The following is a 14,231-nucleotide window of genomic DNA, read 5'->3' as shown; positions in this document are numbered from 1 at the left end:
GTAGCAACCATAGATGGAGAAATTGTAGGATTTGCAGAGTTTGAATCTAATGGATATATTGATTGTTTTTATTGTGATCCAGACTTTCAAGGAAAAGGTGTTGGTTCACGAATTCTTAAAAGAATTGCAGACTTAGCATTAACTCAGAAAAATAAAAAAATATTTGCTGAAGTAAGCATTAATGCGAAGTTGTTTTTTGAAAATAAAGGCTTCAAGGTTATTGAAGAACAAACAGTCAAGAGAAGAGGAATTAATTTAATAAACTTTGTGATGGAGAAAAAAATCAAAAAAAATTTATAGCGCGTGGCCGATTACGACCAAATATGCAGTTAGACCCCTATATTGTTTTCTAGCCACTTCTATCTTTTTCGAATTACGCTTATTTAAAACTGTGTCATCAAATATGATATATGCATTGGCTGAAGGTATAACATCTGGAGATATGTGTTCCCACAATAGTGCTGGAGTATATTTACTCTTAGACATAAAGCGATTGATAACATCATGTGAACACTTCTTTGCATGTTCAGCATAGTAAGTAATACTGTAATTTTTTTGACTTACTATCAGAAACTGAGTATAATGTCACCCTCTAATAATTCTATGATTACTTTTGCCTTAAAATCAGCTGTATATGTTACTCTTTTTTTACTCATTTAATTATTCCTTAATTTTCCTATTTAAAGTTTAACATTAGGAATAAAAATATTTATTTAATCAGTACTTTTTTCCGGAGACATTATAGTTTAACAGGTAAATATAAAGACAATAATACTTTCAATACTAGAGTTATAGAAGTTGTTAAAAATGAAATTAGGAAAACTGATATAGATCTTAAAAAATTAGAGTTAAAAAAAGATGGAAGATCATTTACAAAAGTTATTTTTGAATTTAGTAATAAATGTAAAAATAAAAATATTGAAATAACAAAAGATATAACAAAAGCATCTATCGAAATTTTTAATCAAAATGGCTTGAACTATAAAAATATAAAGTCTCCGTTTGAACAAATATTTAAAGGCTGGGGGATAGGAAAAAATAAAATTCAAGAAATTGAGGATCAATATAGTTTAAATGCCATATCTAATGTTATTCAAGTAACTAAAGAAACTATAGATCTTGGCAATATAAAGAAATCTCCAGCATCTTTCTTTTTAGGAACTCTTGAAAATAAACAGTTACAAGAGGAGGTAGCTTTTGAGCAGGCACAAGAAAATCTAAGAAAAGAGCAAGAAGAAAATGAAAGAAAGGCTTTAGCATCTGAATATGATGATATACAAAAATTTATTAATGATAATGATGAAGAATTATCTAAATATTTAAGTGCTAAATCATTAGGTACCGAATATCCATTAGATAGTTCTCTTAAAGAAGAAATTGCTAATTTATCTTGTGTAGGCCCTGATAAATTTAAAAATTTTAGACCTAAGTTAGCTGTTTTAGAAAGAGGTTATTTTGATTCAATTAAAGGAAATATTGTTAGGCCTAATATGTATACATTTTTAATTTTGATCTATCCTGTCAATTTGGGACACTTTTGATATCAGAAAAAGGAGAGAGAAATGGCTTATAAAAGATACCCAGAAGGATTTATGGATCAAACAGTGCAGTTATGCTTAGCAGAAGATGCAAATCGTAAAGAAAGTAGCAGATAATTTACTTGATCAGGATTTTGATGCTCAAGATATTAATCAGAAATGGGTTACTGATATTACTTATATCTCTACCCAAGAAGGATGGCTATATTTATGTGTGATTATAGATTTATTTTCAAGAGCAGTTATAGGTTGGTCAATGGATAAAAGAATGAAAGCAGAACTAGTGTGTAATGCTTTAAATATGGCTTTATTTAGAAGAGATTTTCCTACCGGTGTTATTATTCATTCTGATAGAGGTACACAGTATTGCTCAGAGAAATTTCAAAATCTCATAGGTGATAATTGGTTATTATCTAGTATGAGCTCTAAGGGCTGCTGTTATGACAATGCTGCTTGTGAAAGTTTCTTTGGAACTCTAAAGGTGGAATTAGTGCATGATGAAAAATATAAAACTAGAGATGAAGCTAAATCTTCAATCTTTGAATATATTGAGGCTTATTATAATACTAAAAAAAGCATTCAACTATAAATTACATGACTCCTAGTCAGTTTGAATATATAATGAAAAATGAACTTAACAACTGTCCCAAATTGACAGGATAGATCTGTACATCAACATCAAGTGTATTTGAGTCATCATGGTCAAAACCATACTCAGATAGAGGAATTCGTAAGATCTTAGAAAAATATAGCAAATTAGCAGGTATGACAAAGAATATATCACCTCATGTACTTAGACACTTTTTATTTACATGGCTAAAGAAAAAGGGAATTGATGATGCTCTTATTCAACCCTATTCTGGTCATGAAACTAGACAATCATTGGAAATTTATTCTAAACTATCATTAGCTGATGCTCAGGAAGTTTATGATGATAATATTAAAGACTTCCCTATATAATATAGATGATTATTTGTCCTTTTATACAGATCCATAAAAAATGGTGTAAGTATTGAAAATAAAAGCTTTTAGTAATTAATGAGATACTAAAAAAGACCAAAAATAGCTATCAGATTGCAAAGTTATGGAAAGTTTAGCTTGTAAAATATGTAGATTTAATAAATAATATATCACAAAAGCAACTAATATTGGCTAAGTCTCAACTATGATTTTAGTATGTAATTAAACTATAGACCTTCTGCGAAATGAAAAAGATGGATTTGCTAGTGCCAAAAAACTATAAAAAAGTAATAAACCTATCCGTATTCGATAAAAATATAGGCTTTTTTCGTTTTTTAATGAATTTCTAGAATTCTAAATCATTTCGCAGAAGGTATTATGTTTTATTTGATATTGAAGTCTATGAGATTAATTATATGGTATTAATTATATGGTATTCAATAGTTATTATGAGTTAGACTCTAAAATATCACCTGATTTTGCAGAAATAATAAAATCAGTTGATTTCTATTTTAATGAAAAACGTGCGTTAACAGGGCTAATAAATCTTGCTCAGAGTATGTCCAATTCAGATAGTAAAAGGTTTGTGGACTGGAATGAATATTTTAGAAATGTAGCAACTAATTTTCAACAAAGATTATCTCATATAGAAATAGATAGACAAAAAACATACGCTATAATTATATTTGGTAACGACTTTTCAAAATTATTGAATAAATTAGAATATATTACCAGGCCTATCAATATTAGTAGAGAAGAGCAGATAACAACTTCTTTTTTGATACAAATTATTACGATTATAAAAGGAAGTTTAGCTGAAAAAATTAAAATTCCTAATAAAAAAATAGCTACTACTGCTCCAGAAACTATTACGAAATCTGTTAATTTAATATTTGATTTATATAAGAAAAATAAGTTTATTTTTGATAAATTTATAATTCCTCAAAATCATGCTCCTTATATTTATCAAAATAATAATCTATATGAAAAATACTCTTTATCTAAATCAATTGTTACACAAAAATCAAAATTCAATATTGATGAAATCAAAAATAAAGGTAGGAAGATTGGTGATGGTAGATATGGAGTCATATATGTCTACAACAAAAGAGCTTATAAGATATTAAATACTTCTCCTGAAGATTTTAGTAATCCAGATAGAGTAGCTTATGTTTTAAATGAAGTTAACAAAAATATATTAATTAATGCTAAGTCAGAAATTTTAGCATCAGGGGAACATGTATTAACTACTGATTATATAGATGGTGTTTGTATAGATGCATTAGAGTCTCAAATAGCTAATGTACAACTTTATAATTTAACAGGTTGGCTAATGCTAGATGAGTATATACCAGGTAATATCTTAAAAGTAGGAACTAATTATGTATATATAGATGCAGATGCTATTGTTAATATAAAAAAACCACATTTAGATCCTTTAGGTTCTAATAAATGGTTTAAAGAAGCTGAAGCAACTGTATCTTTTTACAGAACAAAAGGATTAATAGGTGACTATAATTAGTTATTCTCAGTTATCTGTTAGTACTCGCAAACATAAACACCAATGCTCATTCTCAGAACGTAAGCCAACTGCGTTGGCGGCTGTGGTTTTAGTTTGTGCTAGTGGTCACAATTATCAATCGACAATAAGTATTCAGATATCTGGCTCTGTTGCAACTATTTAGAAATTTATAGAAATATAGCGGGTCAAGCCCGGATACGTGTAAAAATAGGACATTAAGAAAATTACTTTGCTTTTTGGACTGATGGGCTTCATGTTTTACTTGTTATTCCAGTTATTAGAGCTAATTTATTTAATAATCTTTTCATTAAATATTTTTATGCTGTAAAACTATTTCAGCTTTTTTTAATAACAGATATAACCTTGATGTATATTTACTTTTAAATCTTACAAGAAGATCCTTGTTTGCTCTAGTAAACTCTTTCTTTAATTCTAAGAAATAAGGTTTTAAATCATTATGCAGTTTAACTAGTAGGCAGGCTTCTGAACTAATATATTCTATAGTAGAAAACCAACTATACATTTTAAAATCTTTATGATTATTTTTAGTGTAGACAGTTAATGTTCTAGACATCATCCTTTGTTAAACCTCTTTAACATAAGAATGATTTTTTTTAGAAAGCTCTTTGTCTTCTAAATCTTTAATACGAATTTTATATTCTTTAAATTCATCATCATCTTTATCTATTTGAGCAACAACCATAAATATTAATCGCTGTTCTTCCTTAGATAAACTATATTTAGCTTCTATAATTTTATTACTAATAGCTAATGCATTTTTATTCTTTGATATTATTTCTACTTCCATTTGAAAAATCAAAATTTAAAAACATATAAGCAACAATATACACTACTCTTATAAAAAAAGTAGCTTTTAAATGGCTAAGAGCTAATGTTTTCAATACTTACAGCGAGTACTAATCTATTTAATTTATAAATAGAAATCTTATCAATTGTAAATAAAAATATATTTTCTTTGAAATAAGTATATTTATATAAAAATATATAAATATAGAAAGACTACTTTTTTTATGTCATCTGATGGTAAGTGTTAATTTTCGCAACTATGTTGCTCACCGCATGGATAAGCCATGCACAGCAAAGCTGCACAGCTTAACCACACTAATTAACAACTTACCACAGACAAGCAGCATAATGGATTAACTAAACACATTCAAAATAAATACAAGACTTTTACTTTTTTATTTTTTAATCTTTCCATAAATTATTAAATTTATTAGAAGATAATTCTGTATATCTTACAGTATGCTTTATATTCCTGTGTCCTAAGTATTGTTGAATAGTTCTAGTATCAATACTATCATTGGCAAGCTTATAACCTGTTGAATGTCTAAGCATATGAGGATGAATAGACATACCTAAATCAGTATTATCTCCAGCTCTAGCTATCATCTTTCTAACTGTAGAATCTGTAAGTGGTGTTTTCCTTTCTGATACAAAAACATAATCAATTGTTGGATAGTCTCTTTTTAAACGGCGTAAAGCCCTTAACTCTATTCCAGTAAGGGGATGTACTGAATCTACCCCATTTTTACGCCTATTTACGCTTATACGACCAACTTCAAGGTCTATTTGTTGCCATCTTAAAGCTATTAGCTCTGATACTCTTAAAGCGTGGCGATATGCTATAAGGATTATAGTAGAATCACGATGTCCATGTCGACCTAGCTTATTTGCCGATTTCATAAGTTCATTAACTTTTTCTTCTGTTAAAAACTCTCTAGGTCTACGATCTTTATTTTTTTGTTTGATTGGTGGCATATTTACTAAAAATATTAACATCCCCGAAAAAGACTATTGGGACTATAAAATCATACTTAGAATTTTAAAGGCTTTGAGTTTGGTTTTCTAGAAAAAATTTCCCATAAAGGGACAAATTTGGGAATGTTTTATAATCCACCCTATTAACAACTTTTTGGGATTTTGATTTTTAGCATGAGTTGATAGTACATCAAATATGAAAAATTATCTAAAAATTTGTTGGTATCAAAAATGTATCGTTTGATGGGACTGCTCCCCTTTTTTTATTTGCATATAAAGTGGGTACGAGATAACCTTTATTTGCAAGTTTAGTGAGCATAGCATTATGATTAGTTTAGAAACAGATACAAAATAATTATTCTGTTAGAAACGCAAAATTTTCTGTGACATGTATTTAGAAAATGCTCTAATGCACTAATAATGATATCTACATGATAATATAATTATGCTATCGTCTTCTACTGAGTAGACTAACCTATTTTTATCATCAATTCTTCTAGACCAATACCCACTTAAGTTTGCTTTTAAAGGTTCAGGTTTACCTATACCATCAAAAGGAATCATTTTTGTTTCATCGATGAGCTTATTTATTCTTTTTAATGTTTTCTTATCTTGAGTTTGCCAATATAGATAATCTTTCCAAGCCTCATCAGTCCAACTAAGAATCCTACTCATTTATAGTATCTCTAGTTACTAGGTTTCTAGACTTTAATTGATTTATAGATTTTTCTAAATGTTCAGCATTTTTTGGAGAACTTAATAAATGTAGAGTTTCCATCCAACTATTAAACATGTCAAGAGACATTATAACTGCATCATCAGCATCTCTTCTAGTTATTACAGTATAATCAGCATCATTTGATACACCGTCCAAAACAGATTTTAGATTATTCCTTGCATCTGTGAAATTAACTACTTTCATAAATTGTTTACCTCAAAATATTTTTATATGTACATTATATTGTACATGTTTAATTTAGTCAAGTAGCTTATAATTATCTTCTTAAGGTATTAAGGTATTAAGGTATTAAGGTATTAAGGTATTAAGGTATTAAGGTATTAAAAATATTGACATTATAATATTGTATTATTATAATTTAAGTAATAAAGTAATAAAAAGGAGAGTCTTATGATAATTACTATTGGTGTAGAAAAAGGTGGTACAGGCAAAAGCACAACAGCTACAAATTTAGCCTGCTATATTTCATATTTAGGAAAAGAAGTTGCGATACTAGATGCCGATATTCAAAAAACAGCTTCTGATTGGATGTCAGTTAGAGAAGATGAAAGAGAAAATAATAGTAAAATATCTCCTATCGATGTGTTTGCACAAAATAAAGAAATTGATAAATTAGCAAAATGATTGAAGCAGAAATACGACTATATAGTTATAGATGTTGGTGGACAAGCTGGCAGAGCATTAGGGTCGGCTCTTTTATGTAGTGATATTATATATATGCCTGTGAGACCATCTCAAGCAGATTTGTGGACTTTAGATAAAATGGAAACTTTGATTGATAATGCGAAAGGTATAAACCCAAATTTAAAAGCATATGCGTTTCTTAACCAAGCTCCAACTAACCCATCAATTAAAGAAACAGAGTTGGCAAAAAGTTATCTTGAGGAATTTGAAAATATTGATTTATCCGAGTGTGTGATATCTGAGAGAAAAGCTTTCAGAGATGCAATGTTACAAGGATTATCTGTTTTTGAAATGCAGGAGTCAAAAGCAAAAGAGGAAATGGATAAATTGTGTAAAGAAATATTATCAGTCTAGTGGGTGTAGTAATGAAAGATTTTAAAAAGAAACCAAGACCAAAAACAAGTGAAGAATTTAATAATATTTTAGATGAAGTAAATGGTGGAGTCACAGATGGTGAAGAATATTCTAAAGTTGGAAGACCACATAAATCTAAATTAGAAAAAGCACAAAGGTTATCAATCTCAATTAGGCATAATGATCTAGTTATCATTAATAAGTTTAAAGATAATTTAGTGAATAAAGGATATAGTAATCCATATCCAACTAATAGTGACATAATTAAGATGGCTCTTAGAAATCTTGAAATAAATGATGGAGTTAATATAGAAGAGCTTTATGAGAATATCAAAAAATAACTTGAAGTATAATGTATTAATGTAATACTTTATTAAAGTATTCACTATAACTAAAATAGGTGGAGCAGTTGTAATGTCTCTGATAATAAAAATTTCTCATAATCTTGTAGAGAAGTTATTATATTTACTAATCAATCAATTAGTGTAATTAGCATGAGTGACAACTATAAAAAAGAAATAGAAAAACACGCTAAGGATTACTTTAAAAACCTTGGTATTGGGCTACCTGAACATATGATAGGAAGAACTATATCCTATTTTGAATTTCATTTATCCAAAGAGGGTCTAGTTGATACTGGAGAGTATGAAATATGTCACTCTGATTTATTAGATGTTCCAAGATCGTTAATAGTTGATATAGAAGATCTAGCCTTTGGAGTAGCTAGAATATATGGAACTAGGGTACTTAAATTCGTTAAGTATGGTGATAAAAAAGTATCTTATTATATTGGCTATGTTGGATATAGGGGAGATGTTCATGCTTGTATGATATCTCTTAAAAAATTAATCAAAATTGCTAAAGATATTAAGAAAGAGTATACAAAATCACTTAGAAAAGGTCTTAAGAAACAAACTAGAGAAGATAAAATATCTGACTTTATGTATGAGTGGGTAGAAAATCTATCTAATAACTTAGGCTCTACAGCACTAACAGGTGATGATTATTCAGAGCATGATGAATATATAGAAAAAACCTTTACTGATACAGAAAAGGAGTATTTTAACATAACTAAGAACCTATCTAATTTTGCTGAAATTCTAATAGAACTTACAGAGGAAAATAAAAACGCTACTAATCAGGAAGCTATGGAATTATTTGAGTCAAGATATGGTAAATCATTGAAAGAAGTATTAAAAAGAGGGGATTATTTGCAACACGTATCATTATTAACAAAATGGAATCCACTCAAGGACATGCAATAAATCCTAATCTGATGGAAACTATGAATTTTCGCACAGCTCACCGTGATGGAAAACCTGATGCACAGCATAGCTGCACACGAGGTTTACCACGACTAATTCACGAGTTACCACAGGGCTTTAAATTAGTAGATAAAATAAGATTGGAGATTTACAAATAAAAGAAATTTCTTTTTTGGTTATAGTTTATCTTTGTTTATGGGCTTAGGTTTACCATTATCTCCGATATTAACATATGAGAAATCAGCTTGAGTTACTAAGTCTCGTTTTTCTGTATATTTTCTAGTGACATATGTTTTTAAATGTAGCTTTAAAGAGGTGTTACCAATATTTACAATCTTAGCATAAATGCAAATAGTATCGCCTACAGCAACAGGACTAATAAACTTCATAGAGTCGATAGCTACTGTAACAGTTTTACCCTTAGTTATTTTATGGGCTAATATTGAGCCACCTATATCCATTTGGGATAATATCCAACCACCAAAAATATCGCCATTAACATTAGTATCTGCTGGCATTGCTAAAGTTCTTATAACTAATTCGCCGTCGTTTTCTTTCATAAACCCTCTAATTATAAAATATATTTTGGCAGTAGTTTTATAAAGACTGACAAAATTAAATAAATACTGCACATATTCTAACAGCAATCTCCTGATCATTTCTAGTTCATTGGTCAAGTATTATAAAGTGGTATTGACTAAGAGGGACAGTTTAACTGTTATTAGGTCTCCAACCTGAACAACCTAAAAACTCTTTAAACTTACCTTTTCTTATAACAAGAAGTCGTCCACATTTTGGACAAGTTTTCTCAGATTTATTAAAAGTTTCAGAGCGAATGTTTAAATTATAATCTTGAGTTACAAGTTCAACAACAAAGCTAGATGGTGAGAATATATCAGCTATTAAATGGCATTCTTTTTTTGCTCTAGTCATAGCAACATAAAACAAACGCCTTTCTTCACTATATTTATAGTTATCCAGCTCAGGGAGCAGGGCATCTAAAACTTTGGGATTTTGAAGATAATTGGGAAAACCTACAGGACTATCAACCAAGTCAACAATTATACAATAATCTGCTTCTAAGCCTTTAGATGAATGAAATGTCCAGTACAATACATTTTCATCTTTAAGATCAAATCCATCAAAGACTTCTCTTATTAGTTTTTCTGTTTTATTGTTTCTATATAGGATAGCAATTATTCCATGCTCATCTTTTTCTCTAATTTCTGAAATAATCTGTAATGCTCGATAAGCTGTAGCATCAGTTGTTTCAACATCTACATAATTATCATGTAGATAGACTTGAGATTCATTAGCAATATCATTAGCTTTAATATCTTTTTTAAACTGGTTCTCATTTTGCATAATAAATTTACCAGCGGTTTCGGCAATACTACTATTATATCTAAAAGTGCGTTCTAATTTTGTAAGAGTGTGTGAGCCAAAAAACTTATCAAATTTAGTTATCAGCTCCAATCTAGATCCAGCAAATCTGTATATTGATTGCCAGTCATCACCAACCACAGTTAAAATCACTTTTGGATTATTTTTATAGCTAGTTGGAATAGCTCCTTTATTAATATAATCAGTAGCTGTAAGAATCATATTATCATAATCAATAGTTTTAGTCTTCTTAAGCTCTCTTATATATTGCTCTTTTAATTTAGACAATAATTTTAAATATTCCTTTGAGTTATATACTGAATGTTTGTTAAATAATTCTTCAATACTTTTATTATTTAAATCTTGGAATCTTATTGCTTGTAAGCAGCTTTTATACTTATCTACTTGGAAATCAAGTAACTTCATTTTTGTAAGTATTTCAATAATCTCATTTGGCTTTTTAGGATTTATGGAAATATTATTTTCAGCTAATCTATCATGTAGTATTTTTTCGATATTGTTATTTGTCCAATCATAATGATAGATATCTATGATAATATCTTCTCTATCTTCATATAATTTAATACGCTCTTGGATTGTTGCTTTGTACTCTTTATCTCCTAAACCAACTCTAGCTTTATCAAATTCGTTAATTTCATAATACTCAATATAGATATTTGTATTTTTTATTTGAAAGTAAAAGCTATTTTCTAAACCTTCCTCAACCTGACTATATCTATAAGCAATGTTATTGGCAAAAAGCCAATTTGCTATTATGCATTCTTGATAGTTTTTGACTCTATCATTATCAAGGCTTATATACTTAATTTTTCTAGTATAATCTATATATTCAATAAAAGTGTTAAAATCAAAAACATTCACTGGCTCATAAGATAGTTTGATAATATCAAACATCTCTTCATAACTGCTATGTATATATTCATATAACCATTTTTTAATGTGTGATTTAAATACTCCACCATATCTTGCTATTTTTGATATATCACCATCAACATTATTAACTCTTAAAAGGGGGCTTAAAAGGATACGTGTCAAATTCGGTCACATCGTAAATTTTAAGTGCCTCTAAACATTGCTATATATATCTTTGAGAAGGTTTTCTTTAAAAGATATTTTTTATGAAAAGAAATTAATAAATCCCAGCAATTATTTGTCATTAAAAATGTCTCTACTTCTCACATTTTCTATCTTAATAGGTCTTTTATTCATTACTATTACATACTCACCAAATCTTTTTATATGTTCAACCATATAAGGACTCATAAAGCTTAAATCTTCTAGGTTAATTTTATATCCTTCTTTATTTAGCTGATGACATATTTCTGTTATATCGATAACATTTTGAAGCATAATGCAGTTAGCCAGTAAATCTGTATATTTAATAGCTTTCTCCATCTCATCTGGTTTATTTGATGGTGTTAACATACTTGATCCAAATCTAATCCAGTCTTCTAGAGAGTGATACGATTCAACCTTATTTGTATTTTCTGTAATTGTTTGTCGAAGATCTTTATCTGCAATATAATCAAGTAGAAAATTTGTTCTAATCACTTTACCAAATTCACTAAAAACCTTATATAGCTTATTTTGGCTGTTATATGAATTTAATTTTGATAGTATAAAACTCGATGAAACTTTTCCTAGTTTAATTGAGATAATAACTTGCATTAGATCCTTCCAATGTTTTTTTAATAAATCCCAATCTATGGAACCTTCACAAAAAATATCATCAATATGTTTATAATTATAAGCTTTATCAGCTTTGTATAAATTAAGCTCTTTCCAATTTCTAATCCTAGGCATTAACTTTATTCCTAACAAATAAGCAAAGGCATATACAGGCAAAGATTGTCCCTGAGTATCTCCATGAACAATATTGGGATTAACTTCTGATGCATTTTTTAATAATCCATCAATAATATGAATAGCTTCACAAGTACCACTTTGTATAAATCTTGAGAAGAGAGCTATGTAATTATCAGCAATATGCCTATAAGCTACACCGCCTTTTTTACCATACCTAATATGTTGTTGAGCTATTAGATTATTATCTCTAATTTCTTCCATAGTACCATCTACAGCACAACGCTTACCACTACCCCAAGCTTTTAAAATAGGAAACTGATTTAAACAGTTTATAATTCTAGTTATTGCTCTTTGCAATATTTGAACACTAACATGTTTTTTATTTATCCTAGATATTGTCTGAGCTGATATATCATACCTTACATGTTTTACAGTCTGTGTAGGACCAAGTCCTGTAGCGTATGAGAAAGAAGATATAATATATTTTGGTATTGGGTTTTTAAGTTTATCTCGAACACCAGATTTTGGCCCATATTCATCTGCCCAACCAACATATTTCTGAGCGTTTATAAATATATCAAAGATGGTTCTTTCAGGCATTCTTTCTCTTATTAATTGCTCAATTTCTAGGACTTTTTCACTTTTTTGTTTTGCCTCATATTTCTTTAGTATAGGCCTACCATCATCTGGATTAATTACAAAATTATTCTGCTTTAGATATTTATTATCAAGGCTTTTTGCTTTGTCTATCATTTCCTGTTTAAGAGAGCTAAATAAGTCATCTGCATTATTTGGAATTTCTGAGCCTTCACATAAAGAATCTAAATATTTAAGACACTCATCCCAATGTACAAATTCAGATCTATAATCACTAAAAATATCTCCCTGATCAATAAATATATCACCAGCATTAAGTGCCTTTTGAGTATAGTTAAATACACATGCTTCAATCTCTTTACGATTATATTTTGTACCTGTAAACAATCCTGTTTTTGTAATCCTTTTACGCCAGTAATCAGTAGCAAAAGATAGGTCAATAGGTTCTGTCAAATATTTGGATTGTTTATTATTGTTTTTCCTTAAGTATTCTAATGCTTTTATTAAAGACTGGTCTTGACTAGCACTCTTCATACTTAGAGCATTTATTATTTCAAACAGCATAGCTCTTTTATCACTAACCTTTTTACTTAAAAACCCTCTATAATCCGAACCATTTATAGCTATTAAGTTTGAACAGTCATCATGAAGCTTTTCTAAACCTCCAGCTTGTCTCATTCGTGAGTAGAAAGTTTTAGCTAGGGTACAGTAGTTTTTTATATTTAAACCATCTTCAACTAGCGTTCTTAGTATGTTAAGAACTCTACTAGTCTCCTCTTTACTATTATCAAACTGACTCTTAAGTGTTGATCTTGCTTGCTTATTAGCTGATAGTAAAAGTTTACAAAACATGGTAGCTAAAATATCTATAGCTATTCTTTGTTGCTTGTATATTAGACAAACTAATAATGTATATTTTTTGAAAGGTAATAGTTCTTTTATCTCACTAACTGTTGAATCTAAAGCTTCTTGAGCAAATTGATCTATTTTGACTTTAGCTATGTCTTTCAAATATTTATCAAATTCACCCAGAGATTTAAGCCAGTTAAAATGCTTCATGTATTCTTTAAAGCGTTTATAAGTTGGCTGCTTTGGGGTAACTTTTAATTCATTGAAAAAACTCTTTCCACTTGAGCCGATTTTTAACAATCTTTCTAAATCATGAGTTTTATTATCTAGCGATAATAAACTATGAGTTTGCTGAAATATTCTATTGTTGACTGTATGTCTGGTGTGTCTTACTAACCTGTTTAATAGATGAAAAGTAGGAAGTTCAAAGTTTTCTTGAATTAAGCCTTCAATTGTAGCATTTATAATATCCGCTATATTATTCATATACTCTGAGGAGCGATAAGCAATTTTAATAGCTGATTTCATACCCTTATGAATTACCTTTCCTTTATTAAGGTCTTTTATCCATGATTGAATGCCTAGATAATCTTTTATCGTATTAGGGGTTGTTTGCAGAGCCCTCCATTTTTTTGGTTTTTCAAATTTAACGATTCAAAAAGCTCTCTAGCTCTTCAATCAAAACATCAGCTAAACTCTCAAAGTTAATATCATCACTTTTTGATAGAAAT

Annotated in this window: 16 protein-coding genes and 3 pseudogenes; 11 read left to right on the top strand and 8 right to left on the bottom strand. The window is 28.9% G+C overall.

The genetic code is table 11. The features are described from left to right. Nucleotides 1-300 (top strand): GNAT family N-acetyltransferase (locus F8C69_RS04585; RefSeq protein ID WP_159184372.1); only part of this gene is annotated, 300 nt, incomplete at its 5' end. On the opposite strand, the gene F8C69_RS04580 is transcribed toward F8C69_RS04585, so the two are convergent. After that, on the bottom strand, nt 295-486 hold the full coding sequence (locus F8C69_RS04580) for a hypothetical protein (protein ID WP_159184371.1): 192 nt from the start codon (nt 484-486) through the stop codon (nt 295-297). The genes F8C69_RS04585 and F8C69_RS04580 overlap by 6 nt on opposite strands. 206 nt (nt 487-692) lie before the next feature. Between F8C69_RS04580 and F8C69_RS11280 the strand changes: the two are divergent. From F8C69_RS11280 to F8C69_RS04555, 6 genes and pseudogenes are all read left to right on the top strand, one after another. Continuing rightward, a pseudogene (locus F8C69_RS11280) lies at nt 693-881 on the top strand (hypothetical protein); the annotation flags it as partial. A 93-nt stretch (nt 882-974) separates the two neighbouring features. Then, nucleotides 975-1,541, top strand: a complete 567-nt coding sequence (locus tag F8C69_RS04575) for a hypothetical protein (protein WP_159184370.1) — start codon at nt 975-977, stop codon at nt 1,539-1,541. 103 nt (nt 1,542-1,644) lie between these two features. Beyond that, nucleotides 1,645-2,201, top strand: a pseudogene (locus tag F8C69_RS04570) (IS3 family transposase); the annotation flags it as partial. After that, complete coding sequence (locus F8C69_RS04565; RefSeq protein WP_159184374.1) at nt 2,202-2,498, top strand: tyrosine-type recombinase/integrase; 297 nt, start codon at nt 2,202-2,204, stop codon at nt 2,496-2,498. Nucleotides 2,499-2,928: 430 nt separating this feature from the next. After that, nucleotides 2,929-4,020, top strand: coding sequence for a hypothetical protein (locus F8C69_RS04560; RefSeq protein ID WP_159184368.1), 1,092 nt, complete (start codon nt 2,929-2,931; stop codon nt 4,018-4,020). Continuing rightward, nucleotides 4,007-4,183 (top strand): hypothetical protein, encoded by a 177-nt coding sequence (locus tag F8C69_RS04555; RefSeq protein WP_159184367.1) that lies wholly within the window; start codon nt 4,007-4,009, stop codon nt 4,181-4,183. Before F8C69_RS04560 ends, F8C69_RS04555 begins: the two co-directional genes overlap by 14 nt. A gap of 144 nt (nt 4,184-4,327) precedes the next feature. On the opposite strand, the pseudogene F8C69_RS10545 reads toward F8C69_RS04555, so the two are convergent. The 4 genes and pseudogenes from F8C69_RS10545 to F8C69_RS04530 all read right to left on the bottom strand — a co-directional run bounded on the left by F8C69_RS10545 (nt 4,328) and on the right by F8C69_RS04530 (nt 6,724). Beyond that, nucleotides 4,328-4,828: pseudogene (locus tag F8C69_RS10545) on the bottom strand (replication initiation protein). Between the two features lie 401 nt (nt 4,829-5,229). After that, on the bottom strand, nt 5,230-5,823 hold the full coding sequence (locus F8C69_RS04540) for a tyrosine-type recombinase/integrase (protein WP_159184364.1): 594 nt from the start codon (nt 5,821-5,823) through the stop codon (nt 5,230-5,232). A gap of 393 nt (nt 5,824-6,216) precedes the next feature. After that, nucleotides 6,217-6,477 carry a Txe/YoeB family addiction module toxin gene (locus F8C69_RS04535; RefSeq protein WP_159184363.1) on the bottom strand — a complete coding sequence of 87 codons (261 nt, stop codon included), beginning with the start codon at nt 6,475-6,477 and terminating at the stop codon, nt 6,217-6,219. Next, nucleotides 6,470-6,724 carry a type II toxin-antitoxin system Phd/YefM family antitoxin gene (locus F8C69_RS04530; RefSeq protein ID WP_159184362.1) on the bottom strand — a complete coding sequence of 85 codons (255 nt, stop codon included), beginning with the start codon at nt 6,722-6,724 and terminating at the stop codon, nt 6,470-6,472. The genes F8C69_RS04535 and F8C69_RS04530 overlap by 8 nt, the downstream gene beginning before the upstream one ends. 207 nt (nt 6,725-6,931) lie before the next feature. On the opposite strand from F8C69_RS04530, the gene F8C69_RS04525 reads away from it, so the two are divergent. The 4 genes from F8C69_RS04525 (at nt 6,932) to F8C69_RS04510 (ending at nt 8,844) form a co-directional block, all read left to right on the top strand. Next, nucleotides 6,932-7,165 (top strand): ParA family protein, encoded by a 234-nt coding sequence (locus F8C69_RS04525; RefSeq protein ID WP_159184361.1) that lies wholly within the window; start codon nt 6,932-6,934, stop codon nt 7,163-7,165. Continuing rightward, nucleotides 7,166-7,579, top strand: coding sequence for a hypothetical protein (locus tag F8C69_RS04520; protein WP_159184360.1), 414 nt, complete (start codon nt 7,166-7,168; stop codon nt 7,577-7,579). Nucleotides 7,580-7,590: 11 nt separating this feature from the next. After that, nucleotides 7,591-7,920, top strand: coding sequence for a hypothetical protein (locus tag F8C69_RS04515; protein ID WP_159184359.1), 330 nt, complete (start codon nt 7,591-7,593; stop codon nt 7,918-7,920). A 153-nt stretch (nt 7,921-8,073) separates the two neighbouring features. Further along, on the top strand, nt 8,074-8,844 hold the full coding sequence (locus F8C69_RS04510; RefSeq protein WP_159184358.1) for a hypothetical protein: 771 nt from the start codon (nt 8,074-8,076) through the stop codon (nt 8,842-8,844). Between the two features lie 176 nt (nt 8,845-9,020). On the opposite strand, the gene F8C69_RS04505 is transcribed toward F8C69_RS04510, so the two are convergent. The 3 genes from F8C69_RS04505 to F8C69_RS04495 all read right to left on the bottom strand — a co-directional run bounded on the left by F8C69_RS04505 (nt 9,021) and on the right by F8C69_RS04495 (nt 14,028). After that, on the bottom strand, nt 9,021-9,404 hold the full coding sequence (locus F8C69_RS04505; protein ID WP_200147139.1) for an acyl-CoA thioesterase: 384 nt from the start codon (nt 9,402-9,404) through the stop codon (nt 9,021-9,023). A gap of 151 nt (nt 9,405-9,555) precedes the next feature. Next, entirely contained in the window at nt 9,556-11,283 is a 1,728-nt protein-coding gene (locus F8C69_RS04500; protein ID WP_159184357.1) for a 3'-5' exonuclease, read from the bottom strand. A gap of 111 nt (nt 11,284-11,394) precedes the next feature. Next, nucleotides 11,395-14,028: a Tn3 family transposase gene (locus tag F8C69_RS04495; RefSeq protein ID WP_159184356.1), complete on the bottom strand. Its 2,634-nt coding sequence runs from the start codon at nt 14,026-14,028 to the stop codon at nt 11,395-11,397. Between the last annotated feature and the right edge of the window lie 203 nt (nt 14,029-14,231).

This window comes from Francisella noatunensis subsp. noatunensis (genome assembly GCF_009823375.1).
In the GTDB taxonomy this organism is placed as follows: Bacteria; Pseudomonadota; Gammaproteobacteria; order Francisellales; family Francisellaceae; genus Francisella; species Francisella noatunensis.
This window is presented reverse-complemented; position numbering and strand designations above follow the sequence as displayed.